The following is a 14,879-nucleotide window of genomic DNA, read 5'->3' on the forward strand; positions in this document are numbered from 1 at the left end:
CAAAAAAAGAAAGAGGAATGAAAAAGAGTATACAAATAAAAACGATACTGGCTGCACTCACGGGCATGTTGTTGCTCAGCGCCTGTAGCAAAGAGCTGGAAGAAAAACCGTTTTCGTTTTTGTCGCCGGAAAACTTTTACAAAAATGAAAGCGACGCTAAAACCGCCATCAATGGGGTGTACAACGCTCTATACACCTATGATATGTATCTACAGCCGTTTTGGAATCTTACGGTGTTGGATGACGATCATGTATCTGGTGTAGACTGGTTTTTGGGTACCAGTGGCGCCGGCAACCCGCAAGGTTATTGGGGTGTGAACGGACCATGGGTGGGGTGCTACAGCATCATTGCCCGTGCCAATACCGTGCTGGAAAATGTGGCCAATATTGAAACACAAATAGACCCCGAGATTAAAACCCGCATTATGGGTGAAGCCCACTTCTTGCGGGCATGGTCTTATTTTCAGCTGGTGCAGTTGTACGGGCCTGTGCCGGTACGTTTGAAATCATTGTCGGCAGATGCGAATGCTGCTGTGCCCCGTACACCGGTGAAAGAAGTGTACCAGGTAATTATTGATGAGTTGAAGCTGGCCGAAACGATGTTGTTCCCGGTTGGTCATAGCAAGGCTGGTGAGCCCGGCCGTGCCACCCGTGGATTGGCAAAGGGATTGCTGGCCAAAGTGTATCTCACTATGGCATCGGGTGGCGTGGCATCGGGCACGGTATCGGTGCGTGGTGGTCAAGACAATGCGGTGTATGTGCATACAAAAAATGTGGTGGCAGGTTTAGAAGGTCTCGATACCAAACAATATTTTGAACTGGCACGGGATAAAGCCATGGAAGTAATCAGCAGTGGTGAATACAGTTTGTTTACCAGCTGGAAAGAACTGTGGAGCAAGGCGGGCCGCAACAAGCAGGAACATATGTGGATGCTGCAATCGCAGGCAGGCACCCAGTTTGTCAATAACCTGAGTATTTATTTTTCTGCTTACTCTACGTTTGGCCGTGGTGCGGTGTGGGTAACCAACAACCATTATTCCGATTACGAAGACAAAGACAAACGTGCATTGGATGGTGTAGCACACAACTATGAAACCAACACGGGCACTAAGTATTACTACCCTTCGTGGCAGGCCGATTTGTACCGTATTGTAAATGGTGTAACCTACAACAACAATGGCACAACAGATAATAGGGCATATGTTATCAAATACGCCGATGTGAACGATCCCACTGTGGCCAACAGTGATGCGCATTATCCGCTGATGCGGTATTCCGAAGTTTTGCTTACGTATGCAGAAGCTGCGAATGAAGCCAATAGCGGCCCGACAACAGAAGCCTACAAGCAGTTGAATGCTGTACGTACCCGTGCAGCCGCTACAGAAGCACCCGCCGGTATGACGCAGGAGCAATTCAGAAGTTTTGTGATTGCTGAAAGAGCCCGGGAATTTGCCCTCGAAGGTGTTCGTCGCTTCGATCTAATGCGTTGGGGTATCTACCTGCAGGTAATGAACAAAATTTCTGCAGGACAAAACAATATTTCCAAAGTGCGGAGTTTGCGCAATCTGTTGCTGCCTATTCCGCAGGCTGAACTGAACTCCAATCCGATGATTACAGAAAACAATCCCGGTTGGTAAATTTCTTCATCCATCACTACCTTCTTATTTATGAAAAACAATTTGCATAACCTCTACCGGCTGTTGCCGCTGCTACTGCTCAGTGCATTGAATGCCTGCGATAAGGACAAGCTGGATGCGTCAGCCGCACCACCAGAAATCTCAGGTGTTACGTACCTCACCAATCGTGAAGTGCAGCAGACATCTGTCAACTATGGCGATTGGATCATCATCAAAGGCCAGCATTTGGCCACCACGTACAAGGTTGATTTTAGTGGAGTATTAGCTGCAGATTCCTTGACCTATGCCGATGATACATCGGTGACGGTGAAGATTCCTCCCACACTGCCGGCACCTGCCGATAACCCTATCACTGTCACTACCAAGTATGGGACTGCTACTTACAATTTCCGCATTTTGCAACCGGCTCCTGAGATATTGTCTGTAGAGCCGATGGCGGGTGCTGCCAATCAGGAAATCACCATCCGCGGTTATTATTTTGGTGGTGTTACCAGTGTGAAGTTTGGCGATACGCCGGCCGAAATTGTAAGCAATACCAAAGAGGAAATCAAAGTGAAAATTCCTGCTGGCATTACGACGGCTTATATTACTGTAACGACGCCCAGTGGTACGGTTCAATTTTCCAAAATCTTCGGGTTTAAGTACGAAGTGTTTACCGATGGCTTGCCCGCTGGCTGGACTTACAGCCCATCATCGGCCAATGTAACCTATGATGCTACTGTGACGACGCCTGTACGCAGAGGAACCAACGCCCTGAAGATTGAGTATAAAGCTGCCTGGTCTTTTTTACGCTTGGTGAAAACAGCAGCACTCAGTACTACTGGCTATCAGGGAGTGAAGTTTTCGATGTATGCGCCGGATAATTTTTTGAACAAGAAAGTGCGGATTTACCTCAACGGTTCTACAGCGGCTACTTACACCATTACGGTTACCAAAACGAATGAATGGATAGATTATCAGTTGCCGTTTACCAACTTCAATAATCCGGCTACCATTACGCAGATTATTTTCAATGAGTTTAGCGGAACGGCCACTTTCCCCCGTCAGATTTATGTAGATGATATTGGCTTGTATTAAAATAACAGAATGCTGAAAAGGATACGGAAGTTTTGGGTTGTGTTGTGTGTAGGCTGTTGTGCAGGCTGGCTATTGCCGGCATCCGCACAGCAGGTGTCGGATAAGCATGCTACCAAAGAAGCCAAGCGGTTGTTTCAACGGCTCTATACTTTGCAGTCGAAGTACCGCATTTTTGGCCATCAGGATGCACTGGCCTATGGTGTAGGCTGGAAAGGCATTCCGGGTAAAAGTGATGTGGCCACAGTGGTAGGTGAACATCCGGGGTTGATGGGCTGGGATATTGGTCACCTGGAATTAGATGCTGCTAAAAATTTGGATGATGTACCCTTTGATAGCATGAAGCAATACATCCGTCAGGTGCATGCAGCCGGTTCTGTTATCACCATCAGCTGGCATTTGCGCAATCCGCTTACAGGTGGCTCGGCATGGGATACCACACATGGCACTGTTGCATCCATTTTACCCGGTGGCAGTAAGCATGCAGTGTTCAATAGCTGGCTCGATAAAGTAGCTGTATTTATGCAAGACCTGAAAGATGACAACGGCAGGTATATTCCTGTGTTGTTTCGGCCCTTTCATGAAGTAACGGGCAACTGGTTTTGGTGGTGTAAAAACAATGCAACAGCAGAAAATATACAGCAATTGTGGCGCTATACGGTACAGTATTTGCGGGAGCAAAAAAAGCTCCATCATTTGCTGTATGTATACAACACAGCCGAGTTTGCCGATGCACAGGCTTTCCTACAATATTACCCCGGTGATGATGTGGTGGATGTGATGAGCTTCGATCAGTATCAGCATGAACCGGTAGCACAAAAGCAGCAGTTTATACAAATCATGCAGCAGCGGGTGCAGGTATTGTGTGCTACGGCACAGTCGCACAAGAAAATTGCAGCTCTTGCTGAAACAGGCATGGAAGCTGTACCCGATCCGCAATGGTGGACAACCGTGTTGTTGCCCATTGTGGAAAGGTATCCATTGTCGTATGTGTTGGTGTGGCGCAATCATGGTTATATGCCTTCCACAGGCAAAATGCATTATTACGGACCCTATGCAGGGCAGGTATCGGCGGCCGATTTTCTTCGATTCTATCAGCACCCCGTGATGTTGTTTCAACAAAAACTGGCCAATCAAAAAGTGAATAAGCGTAAGAGATGATACAATTACAATGGCTGGATATTTCGATTGTGCTGGCTTACCTCGCCACCATGGTGTTTATTGGTTTTTACATGCGCAAAAAAGCACGTGAAAACAAAGAGAGCTACCTCATGGGCGGCAAAAAACTGCCCTGGTATATGTTGGGCCTGAGTGATGCCAGCGATATGTTTGACATCAGCGGAACCATGTGGATGGTGTCGCTGTGTTTTGTGTACGGGCTCAAGAGTATCTGGATTCCTTGGTTGTGGCCTGTGTTCAATCAGGTATTCATGATGATGTTTTTATCGAAGTGGTTGCGTCGCTCCAATGCCAATACCGGTGCTGAGTGGCTGGCTACCCGCTTTGGTACACAAGGCAAGGGCGTGAAAGGTTCGCACCATGTGGTGGTGGTATTTGCCCTCATTGGTTGCTTTGGTTTTCTGGCCTATGGTTTTATTGGTTTGGGTAAATTCATGGAAATATTTGTGCCGTGGGAAGTAGTGAAAGGGTATGTGCCTTTTGATGTGCCGGCAGGATATGTGGCACATTTCTACGGAATTGTATTTACGCTGTTTGCCATGTTCTATTCTATATTGGGTGGCATGCACAGCATTGTATTGGGTGATGTTATCAAGTACGTCATCATGACGGTGGCTTGTGTGGCCATTGCCATCATTGCCATGCAACATTTGCATAGTAGTACACAGCCGCTGCATGTGCCTGAAGGTTGGCTCAATCCGTTTTTTGGTTGGCACCTCAATCTTGATTGGTCAGCCATTGTGCCTGCTGCCAATGAAAAAATTGCCAACGATGGTTTTGAATTGTTCGGCATCTTTTTCATGATGATGTTATTCAAAGGGGTATTTGCCAGTTTGGCCGGCCCGGCGCCGAACTACGACATGCAAAAAATATTGTCGACCCGTTCGCCAAAGGAAGCCAGCAAGATGACCGGTTTTGTGTCCATCATATTGCTCCCGGTTCGTTACTCCATGGTCATAGGATTAACGGTGTTGGCATTGCTGTATTTTCCGCAATTGAATTTGGCCGGCGAGTCGGGAACAGACTTTGAAAGAATTTTGCCTGCTGCTGTCAATCAGTTTTTACCCGTAGGTATTTTAGGTCTTGTACTCACAGGTTTATTGGGTGCATTTATGGGTACATTTTCCGGCACCCTCAATGCCGCACAGGCCTACATCGTCAATGATGTGTATTTGCGCTATATCCGTCCGGAGGCCAGCAACACGCAAATCATTCGTACCAATTACATCGTAGGTGTTTTGGTGGTGGTTATAGGCATTGTACTTGGCTTTTTTGCCAAAGACGTCAACAGTGTGTTGCAATGGATAGTGGGCGGTTTGTATGGCGGTTATATTGCGGCCAACCTGATGAAGTGGTATTGGTGGCGCTTTAATGCCAATGGCTTTTTTTGGGGCATGGCCAGTGGCATTGGCTCGGCACTTGTTTTTTTGAAGCTGTACGACGGATTGTTTTTGTACATCTGGCCATTGTTGTTTGTGATTTCTATTGCAGGTTGTTTGATAGGTACCTACACAGCGCCGGCAACAGACATGGCTACGCTTACACGTTTTTACAGTACCGTAAAACCATGGGGTTTTTGGAAGCCGGTGCATGAAGTGCTATTGAAAGAGCAGCCCGATTTTGTAGCCAATAAAAGATTCAAACTCGACATGTTCAATGTGGTGTTGGGCATCATAGCACAGTGCTGCCTTACCATACTGCCCATGTACATTGTATTGTGGATGAAGCTGCCATTGCTCATCACCATCGCAGTATTAACGGTTATTGTAATGGTGCTGAAATACACCTGGTGGAATAAACTGGAAGATTAGCACATAAAAAGACAAGCATGAAAGAAAACTTTTACAGCCGTTTGGCTCAACTGACTGCACAGCATGAGTTGCTGTTGCATCGGCCCAATGAGGCCTGTGCCGGTACGAACGGAATTGTTCAACGATACACACATCCTGTACTCACAGCAGCACATGTGCCGCTGGAGTGGCGATATGATTTGAATCCGGAAGACAATCCTTATTTGATGGAACGCATTGCTGTGAATGCAGTGCTCAATGCCGGTGCCATGAAGTGGCAAAACAAATATGTACTGATGGCCAGGGTAGAGGGTGCCGACCGCAAATCATTTTTTGCGATTGCAGAAAGTGAGGATGGCATTCAGGGATTTCGTTTTTGGGATACACCCTGTGTCATTCCTGAAACGTATGATCCTGATACGAACGTTTACGATATACGATTGGTGCAGCATGAAGATGGCTGGATTTACGGATTGTTTTGTACAGAAAGAAAAGCTAAAGGTGTACCAGCTTCTGATCAGTCGTCGGCGGTAGCACAGTGCGGCATTGTACGCACCACCGATTTAAAAACATGGGAACGCTTGCCCGATTTGGTGACGCCTTCTCCACAGCAACGCAATGTGGTATTGCATCCCGAGTTTGTGGATGGTAAGTATGTGTTTTATACCCGTCCGCAAGATGGCTTTATTGATGCCGGCAGAGGTGGTGGTATCGGACTTGGATTTGCGACAAGTATGGAACAGGCGGTTATTACTGAAGAACTACTACTGGATAAAAAAATGTACCATACGGTATATGAATTGAAAAACGGGTTGGGGCCAGCACCCATCAAAACAGCACATGGTTGGTTGCACCTGGCACATGGTGTACGTAATACTGCAGCAGGACTTCGTTATGTGTTGTATCTGTTTATGACAGATTTGGCAGATATTGGCAAAGTGATATACAAACCTGCCGGATATTTTATGGCGCCGGAAGGCGAAGAACGCATTGGTGATGTGTCCAATGTATTGTTCAGCAATGGTTGGATTGCCGATGAGGATGGTCGTGTATTGATTTATTATGCTTCCTCTGACACCCGCATGCATGTAGCTGTGAGCAGCATTGATCAACTGCTGGATTATGTGATGCATACACCTGCTGACACATTTCGTTCTGCCGGTTCGGTAGCTAATATTTTGTCGCTTATTCAAAAAAACAATGCTCAGGCAGTTGTAGCTGCAACACTCTATGCAAGCGTTTAAACAAGCCATGCTGCAACTGCCACCCTTGTCGCCGCTGCAAGTGGAATTGCTGCATACCTATCATCAGCAATGCATAGCAGAGCTGGATGAGATTGTGGATTGGTGGAGCACACATATGCAAGATGATGCAGGTGTTTTTCATGGCCGCATGACGCATGCCGGCGCTATAGAACCTGCGGCAGCAAGGGGCCTGGTGTTGTACAGCCGTTTACTGTGGACATACTCAGCCGCTTATAGCTTTCGCAAGAAAGCGTCTGATGCTGCAACCGCACATCGTTTGTATCAATACCTGCGGCACTATTTTTTCGATCCGCAATTTGGCGGGTTTTACTGGAGTGTTGATTGCGAAGGGAAATGTCTCAACGACCGAAAGCAAACCTATGGGCAGGCGTTTGCCTTGTATGCGGTAAGCACTTACGCCAGCACTTTTCAATCGGCGGAGGCCACTGCTGTTGCCATGGATGTTTTTCTCCTGATTGAAGGGCGTTGTAAAGATGTACATGCAGGTGGTTACATCGAAGCCTTTGCCCGAAACTTTACTGCCATAGACGATTTGCGCCTGAGCGATAAAGATGCCAATGTGAGTAAATCTATGAATACGCATCTGCACGTACTGGAAGCGTATAGTAGTCTGTATCATGCTACAGGCAATCAGCAGGTACGACAGGCTATCATTGATTTGTTGCATCTTTTTCAGCAGCACATAGTCTCTCCACAGCGTTTTACTCAACACTTATTTTTTGATGTTGATTGGCAGGTTCAATCGCATATCATTTCTTACGGGCATGATATAGAAGCATCATGGTTGTTGTACGAAGCTGCCTGTTGTACTGCAGACAAAGAGCTGATGCAACAGGTTGCATCGTTATCGGTTTCGATGGCTACAGCTGCAATGAAAGGTGTGGATGACGATGGCGGCATGTGGTATGAACAGCACACGGATACAGGCGTATTGAACAAGGAGAAACATTGGTGGCCACAAGCAGAGGCCATGGTTGGTTTTATGCATGCCTATTGCATGGGGGGCAATGAACTGATGCTGGAGCAATCGGTGAAAAGCTGGTTGTATATCCGTAACCATTTGAAATCCGAATCACCTGGTGAGTGGCACTGGGGCATTGATGAAAGCGGTCGTGCCATGCAAGAAGACCGTGCCGGTTTCTGGAAATGTCCGTATCACAACAGCCGTGCCTGTATCGAAACAGCGCAACGTATTGACTGGTTGCTGAAAGGATAATGAATCCAGATCAGCATTAGCCTGATTAAAATGTTTTAAACCTCGCTGCATACAAGCCCGGGGTGGTGCCGGTTACTTTTTTAAACACCCGGTTGAAGTTGGGTACACTGTTGAAGCCTGTTTGCCAGGCCACGGCACTTACATTTTCTGTTTGTGCTTGTTGCAGTAGTTTACAAGCTTCTTGTATGCGCAGCTCCGTTACAAAATTGATGTAAGTTTTGCGGGTATGTTGTTTGAAATACCGGCAAAATGCCTGCGGTGTCATATGAATGGTGCGGGCCACATCTGCTATGGCAATATGACCGGTATAATGCTGCAGGGTGTATTGTATCACGTTGTTGATGCGCTGCCCCGCAGCATCGCTCAGTACCCGCTGACTTCCGCCAAAAGCCATTGGCGATTTCGCAGTAGTTAACCCATGCATCAATGCGATGAGGCTGCTGAGGCGTTTGGCTCCTTCCTCTTTTACTACCTGTTGCAATAGTTCGGTGAGAGCAACGGTTTGTTTTCCCTGAATGCAACAGCCGGCCTGGTATTTAGTCAGCCATTTGTCGATGCTGCGCATTTCGGGTAGTGCCAATAGCGATTGTAGCCCTGCATCGGTACTAAAGAATACGCTGTACGCTTCTGCGTAAATCTGTTTGCGTTTGGTTTTATTGTTGTGCAGGTCGCTTTTGAATACATGCGGTAGCTGGGCACCAAATACAAACAGTTGCCCGGGTTCAAATGGAATGAGCACATTGCCTGCTAGGAGCGTTCCTGTTCCTTTCAGAACGGCGGTGATTTGCCATTCTTTGTGCCGGTGCAGGTGCGGATAAAATGCCGGCAACGCTTCGTGCTGTACATGAATGCTGCTGCCATCGGGCACTGGTATGGTAAACGGGATAATCTTCATTTCACCAATATAAACGCAAAGTATGCAATGATTGCTAAAACTGGTTAATATCGGTAAATGATTGACCAAGTGCCGCAAACTGTCACGATTGTAACCGGAATAGTTTTGTGTATCATCTTTTAAAATTCATTTTGCTATGCAACCTCAATGGAACGGTGTTTATCCCGCTATTACTACCAAGTTTACTGCCGATGATCAACTGGATATGGATTTGTACCTGCATAATATTGATGTGCAAGTAAGCTCCGGTGTAGATGGCATCATCATTGGTGGCTCATTGGGCGAAGCCAGTACCCTGACCGAAGCAGAAAAAGAAGTGCTGGTAAAAGAGACACTGAAAGGTTTTGGCAGTAAAATTCCGGTGTTGCTGAATGTGGCTGAAGGCAGCACCAACGAAGCCATTCGTCAGGCACAACTGGCCGAAAAATGGGGTGTAGATGGCCTGATGCTGTTGCCACCCATGCGGTACAAAAGCGACGACCGCGAAACCCTGTTTCATTTTACTTCGGTGGCTAAAAATACCAGCCTCCCTATTTTGATTTACAACAACCCCGTTGATTATAAAATTGACTGTACTCCTGAAATGTTTGATACGTTGCTGCAATACAAAAACATTCAGGCGGTGAAAGAATCAACCCGTGATATTACCAATGTCACAAGACTCATCAATCGTTTTGGCAACGACCTGAAAATATTGTGTGGTGTGGACACCCTCGCCATGGAAGAACTGGTGATGGGAGCACATGGCTGGGTGGCTGGCCTCGTCTGTGCCTTCCCTGCCGAAACGGTATGCATTTACAGGCTGGTTAAGGCTGGCCGCATTGCAGAAGCAGCGGCTATTTACCGTTGGTTTATGCCATTGCTAGAGCTCGATATTCATGCCAAGTTGGTGCAATACATCAAGCTGTGCGAAGCCAAAGTGGGCATTGGCAGCGAGTATGTACGTGCACCCCGCCTTACACTCGTAGGTGAGGAGCGTCAGCGTATTGAATCGGTGATCGATAAAGCCCTGGCAGTGCGTCCAACGTTGCCCGATTATTTGTCGATAGCGTTGTAATCTCATTCGTATAATTATAGGCCATGTAGGTAGGGGCAATCGCTGTCATTTGCCTACATTGCTGCATCATTCAATAAAATATTTTTCATGAACTATACAGACGCTACCGCTGATCTGATTCATGCCGTAATGGAAGCCGCTTACACGGCTTCTGTTGCATTTAGAAAAGTGCCGCTGCAGCAGCGGGCAGCATTGATGTATGCCATTGCCGATACACTGGAAAACAGCGGCGATGGGTTGATACACACCGCCATGGCCGAAACGCATTTGCCCGAAGCCAGACTGCGTGGTGAAAGGGGGCGGACCATCTTTCAATTGCGTAGCTATGCCGATGCAACAGTGCAGGGCGATTGGCTCGAAGCAAGAATTGACACGGCCAATGCCGAGAAAGTACCTGCGAAACCTGACATCCGAAAAATGCTGGTGGGCATTGGTCCTGTAGTGGTGTTTGGTTCCAGTAATTTTCCTTTTGCATACTCTACTGCTGGTGGCGATACCGCCACTGCTTTGGCAGCAGGTTGTCCGGTGATAGTAAAAGCACATCCGGCGCATCCGCAAACCAGCCAACTGGTTGCCGATATGATACATGCGGCTGTGGCTGCTTGTGGTTTGCCAGCGGCTGTATTTACACACGTGCATGGTGCCTCATTCGAAGTGGGGCAGGCGTTGGTGTTGCATCCACGCACCAAGGCTGTAGGTTTTACGGGTTCGTTTGCCGGTGGCAAAGCCTTGTTCGATCTGGCCAATCAGCGCAAAGAACCCATTCCGGTGTTTGCCGAAATGGGCAGTGTCAATCCGGTGTATTTGCTGCCCGAAAAACTGGCCGGGGATGCTGTGAGTATTGCCAATGCATATGCCGGTTCTATTACATTAGGCGTTGGACAGTTTTGCACCAACCCCGGTATTTTGGTGGGCATAAAGGGAAGTGCGTTAGTCAATTTTGCAACGGCGCTGGCTACGGCTGTTGCGGCTATCCCTGCAGGCAATATGCTGCATGCAGGCATACAAAAAGCCTACGTGGCTAAAAGGGCTGCAGCATTGGCGCAGCAAGGCATTACGCTGTTGGCAGCGGGTTTGGAAAGTGCAGATGATGCGCAGGCAGTGGCCACTATTGCCACTGTAGATGCCGCTACATTTTTACACAATCCGTTGTTGCATCAGGAAGTATTTGGTCCGTTTAGTTTGCTGGTACAGTGTGCTGATGAACAGGAACTCCTGGCTGTAGCACATGCTATGGAAGGACAATTGACATCTACCGTTATGGGTACGGAAAATGATTTGCAATTGCATACTGCTTTGCTGGATGCCATCGCAGAAAAATGTGGCCGCTTTATTTTGAATGGTGTGCCAACGGGTGTAGAAGTTTGCCACGCCATGCATCATGGCGGACCGTTTCCTGCTACTACTGATAGCCGTTTTACTTCTGTAGGCGCAGATGCGATCAAGCGTTTTGCACGTCCTATTGCCTATCAAAGCTGGCCCGACCATTGGCTGCCTGCCGAACTGCAAAATGCCAATCCGTTGCAGCTGCTGCGCAGCATTAATGGACAGTTGTCGAAAGATGCGATTGCTTAATTGAACGATCATGCATTGATGTAGTCGTTCATGCTCTGAGAGTCTAACGTGTATTGGCAAATCTAATATCGTGTATCCATTTTAATGTTCTGAAAAGCAAGTGAAAAAATAAGTATGCCGAAGTCTGTATTTCATTGTGTGGATGCACATACCTGTGGCAATCCGGTGCGGTTGGTAAAAGAAGGTGGACCTGTGTTGCAGGGTGCTAATATGAGTGAAAAGCGCCAGCACTTTATGCAGGAGTATGATTGGATACGACAAGGACTCATGTTTGAGCCCCGCGGACATGACATGATGAGTGGCAGCATTTTGTATGCACCACACGACCCGGCCAATGATGTAGCGGTGCTGTTTATTGAAACCAGTGGCTGTTTGCCCATGTGTGGCCATGGAACCATTGGCACCATTACCATTGCCATTGAAGAAGGATTGATTCAACCCAAAACACCGGGCATTGTTCGAATGGAAGCACCGGCGGGTTTGGTCATGATTGAATACCAACAAGAAGGCAGCAAGGTAAAGTCCGTTAAACTCACCAACGTGCCTGCATTTTTGCATAGTACGGAGTTGACAGCACAATGTCCGGGCTTGGGAGAGCTGGTGATTGATGTAGCGTATGGCGGAAACTTTTATGCCATTGTGGATGTACAAAAAAATTTCAAAGGCCTGGAACATTACAGCGCCGATCAATTGGTAGCATGGGCCAGAGAGCTGCGCAAAAACATCAATGCACAATATGAATTTGTGCATCCGGATAATCCCACCATTCATGGTTGCAGCCATATTTTATGGACTGGTGCTGTGATAGACAAAACATCTACCGCCAGAAATGCTGTGTTCTATGGTGATAAAGCCATTGACCGTTCGCCTTGTGGCACGGGCACTTCTTCAAGAATGGCGCAGTGGTATGCCAAAGGCTTATTGAAGAAAGGGGATGCCTTCATTCATGAAAGCATCATTGGCAGTAAGTTTATTGGTCGTATTGAGGAAGAACTGACGGTGCATGGCAAGCCAGCCATGCGTCCCAGTATTGAAGGTTGGGCCCGTATTTATGGCTACAATAATATTTGGATTGATACTGACGATGATCCGTATGCGTATGGATTTCAGGTGATATAAACGATGCGATATGAAACAGTATGTGATAATAGCCAAGGATGGAGTTGATGCGGATGCATTGGAAAGAAGAATGCAGGCCAGGCCTTTTCATTTGGCCGGTGCCAGCCGGCTAAAAGCCAATGGCCAGTTTGTGGTGGGTGGCGCCACGCTCAACGAACAGGGGCAAATGAATGGCAGTGTTATGATTGTGCAGTTTGAAACCGAAGCCGACTTTGAGCATTGGTATAACAATGAGCCATACATACAGCAGGGAGTGTGGCAAGAAATTTCAGTACAGCCATTTATAGTGGCCAATGTGGAGTAACAATTTTAATCAGCAAGTGATATGGCAACAGCAGTAGTGATTGGCGGCGGCATTGTTGGATTGAGCAGTGCCTACTATTTACAACAGGAAGGTTTTGATGTAACCATTGTGGACAGGGGCGATTTCAATGACAACTGCAGCTATGGCAATGCCGGATATGTTTGTCCCAGTCACTTTGTGCCATTGGCGTCGCCGGGTATCATTAGCCAGGGCTTGCGTTGGATGCTCAATCCGGAGAGCCCTTTTTATATCAAGCCCCGCCTCGATTGGGGGCTTATCAGTTGGGGTTTGAAATTTGTAAAACATGCTACACCGCAAAATGTAGCGAAGAATGCGGTGCCGCTCCGAGACATTGCGTTGCTGAGTAAAAAACTGTATGAAGACTGGTTGTCATTGCCAGGGTTCGAGTTTGCGTATCAGCGCAAAGGATTGCTGGAATATTTTCAAACGGCAGAGAAAGAACATCATGCGCATCACACGGTGAAAGAGGCACTGGCATTGGGTTTGGCTGGTACCCGTGTGTTGACGGCTGATGAAGTTCAAGCCATGGAGCCACAGGTAAAACTCAATATCAAAGGGGCATTGTATTTTGAATGCGATGCGCATTTGCATCCCAATAAAGTAATGCAGCAAATGCAGAAACATCTCAGACAAGCTGGTGTTCGCTTTGTGCCGAATGCTGCAGTTGATGAAGTAGAGAAGCAGGGAGGACGCATCAGTAAAGTGAAAGCAGGCAATGAATGGTTGTCGGCAGATGTGGTGGTGATTGCCACCGGCTCGTGGAGCAGGGAAGTAGCGAAACTGGTGAATGTATCGCTGCCGTTGGTTGGCGGCCGTGGCTACAGCATGGTATTTGGCAATGGCGAACTACCGCTGCAACATCCTGCGGTGCTGATGGAAGGCCGGGTGGCGTTGACACCCTTTGATGCACAGCATACCCGCCTGGGCGGCACCATGGAAATAACGAATCTGGATGCACCGCCCCGCATGAACCGGGTGTTGGGCATTGTGAAAGCGGCACAGGGGTATTTCCCTGAATCCAACATACCGACACCTGAATTGAAAGATGTATGGTATGGCTACCGCCCTTGCAGTGCCGATGGTATGCCTTTTATCGGTCGAACGGAAAAATATGGCAACTGTATTGTAGCCACAGGGCATGCCATGGTAGGCATGAGCCTGGGTGCTGCAACGGGTAAACTGGTAAGCGAACTGGCTGCAGAAAAATCAACTTCTGTGGATTTGGCTCCATACGCTGTGCACCGGTTTGATTGATTTTACTGCCGTAAAATCTTCTCCATTTTTTTGCCCTTGGCAAGTTCGTCTACAAGCTTGTCGAGGTAGCGTACCTGTTGCGTCAGTGGGTGCTCAATGTCTTCTACGCGGTAGCCGCAGATAACGCCTGTAATGAGGTGGGCATTGGGATGTAACCGTGCCTGTCCAAAAAAGTTTTCGAAGTTGGTTTTGTTGTTGATGTGGGCTTGCAATTCATCTGCCGTGTAGCCGGTAAGCCACAGAATGACTTCATCAAGCTCGGCTTTGCTGCGGCCCTTCTTTTCAACTTTGGCAATGTAGTGAGGGTAAACGGATGCAAAGCTCATGTTGGCAATGCGTTGTTGCTGGGCTTCGTTGATTTGCATGGCTGGTTGGTTGTACATTGCAAGTATAGCAAATGTTGAGCAGGCAAAAACAGCTGTTGGCCTGGAGATCTGTTTGCAAAATAGAATTACGAAAGCTGAAGGGCTGCACGATGTGCAGGGGGAGCCCC

At 47.6% G+C, this 14,879-nt stretch carries 13 protein-coding genes; 11 read left to right on the top strand and 2 right to left on the bottom strand.

Annotated elements, in window-relative coordinates:
• Positions 1-17: 17 nt before the first annotated feature.
• From V7Q13_RS00130 to V7Q13_RS00155, 6 genes are read left to right on the top strand one after another with little or no spacing between them, the layout of a single operon-like run.
• Positions 18-1,637: a RagB/SusD family nutrient uptake outer membrane protein gene (locus V7Q13_RS00130; protein WP_333798652.1), complete on the top strand. Its 1,620-nt coding sequence runs from the start codon at positions 18-20 to the stop codon at positions 1,635-1,637.
• Positions 1,638-1,667: 30 nt separating this feature from the next.
• A complete protein-coding gene (locus V7Q13_RS00135) occupies positions 1,668-2,714 on the top strand; it encodes an IPT/TIG domain-containing protein (protein WP_333798653.1) in 1,047 nt (348 codons plus the stop codon).
• Positions 2,715-2,723: 9 nt separating this feature from the next.
• A complete protein-coding gene (locus V7Q13_RS00140; RefSeq protein ID WP_333798654.1) occupies positions 2,724-3,872 on the top strand; it encodes a glycoside hydrolase family 26 protein in 1,149 nt (382 codons plus the stop codon).
• Entirely contained in the window at positions 3,869-5,701 is a 1,833-nt protein-coding gene (locus V7Q13_RS00145; protein ID WP_333798655.1) for a sodium:solute symporter family protein, read from the top strand. The genes V7Q13_RS00140 and V7Q13_RS00145 overlap by 4 nt, the downstream gene beginning before the upstream one ends.
• 17 nt (positions 5,702-5,718) lie before the next feature.
• A complete protein-coding gene (locus V7Q13_RS00150; protein ID WP_333798656.1) occupies positions 5,719-6,924 on the top strand; it encodes a glycoside hydrolase family 130 protein in 1,206 nt (401 codons plus the stop codon).
• Entirely contained in the window at positions 6,911-8,161 is a 1,251-nt protein-coding gene (locus V7Q13_RS00155) for an AGE family epimerase/isomerase (protein WP_333798657.1), read from the top strand. Before V7Q13_RS00150 ends, V7Q13_RS00155 begins: the two co-directional genes overlap by 14 nt.
• A gap of 25 nt (positions 8,162-8,186) precedes the next feature.
• Here the strand turns inward: V7Q13_RS00155 and V7Q13_RS00160 are convergent, their stop codons facing one another.
• Positions 8,187-9,056 (bottom strand): AraC family transcriptional regulator, encoded by an 870-nt coding sequence (locus tag V7Q13_RS00160; protein WP_333798658.1) that lies wholly within the window; start codon positions 9,054-9,056, stop codon positions 8,187-8,189.
• Positions 9,057-9,192: 136 nt separating this feature from the next.
• Here V7Q13_RS00160 and V7Q13_RS00165 point away from each other — a divergent pair, with 136 nt between their 5' ends.
• The 5 genes from V7Q13_RS00165 (at position 9,193) to V7Q13_RS00185 (ending at position 14,386) form a co-directional block, all read left to right on the top strand.
• Positions 9,193-10,113, top strand: coding sequence for a dihydrodipicolinate synthase family protein (locus V7Q13_RS00165; protein ID WP_333798659.1), 921 nt, complete (start codon positions 9,193-9,195; stop codon positions 10,111-10,113).
• A gap of 87 nt (positions 10,114-10,200) precedes the next feature.
• The gene (locus V7Q13_RS00170) at positions 10,201-11,688 is read left to right on the top strand and encodes an aldehyde dehydrogenase (NADP(+)) (protein WP_333798660.1); all 1,488 of its coding nucleotides are present in this window, start codon (positions 10,201-10,203) and stop codon (positions 11,686-11,688) included.
• A 114-nt stretch (positions 11,689-11,802) separates the two neighbouring features.
• A complete protein-coding gene (locus V7Q13_RS00175) occupies positions 11,803-12,807 on the top strand; it encodes a 4-hydroxyproline epimerase (protein ID WP_333798661.1) in 1,005 nt (334 codons plus the stop codon).
• Between the two features lie 10 nt (positions 12,808-12,817).
• Positions 12,818-13,111 carry a YciI family protein gene (locus V7Q13_RS00180; RefSeq protein ID WP_333798662.1) on the top strand — a complete coding sequence of 98 codons (294 nt, stop codon included), beginning with the start codon at positions 12,818-12,820 and terminating at the stop codon, positions 13,109-13,111.
• Between the two features lie 21 nt (positions 13,112-13,132).
• Entirely contained in the window at positions 13,133-14,386 is a 1,254-nt protein-coding gene (locus tag V7Q13_RS00185) for an NAD(P)/FAD-dependent oxidoreductase (RefSeq protein ID WP_333798663.1), read from the top strand.
• Between the two features lie 2 nt (positions 14,387-14,388).
• Here V7Q13_RS00185 and V7Q13_RS00190 read toward each other — a convergent pair whose 3' ends face one another.
• Positions 14,389-14,751: a DUF2200 domain-containing protein gene (locus tag V7Q13_RS00190; RefSeq protein WP_333798664.1), complete on the bottom strand. Its 363-nt coding sequence runs from the start codon at positions 14,749-14,751 to the stop codon at positions 14,389-14,391.
• Positions 14,752-14,879: the final 128 nt, after the last annotated feature.

The sequence above is a fragment of the Phnomibacter sp. genome (genome assembly GCF_036803085.1).
Taxonomy (GTDB): domain Bacteria; phylum Bacteroidota; class Bacteroidia; order Chitinophagales; family Chitinophagaceae; genus Phnomibacter.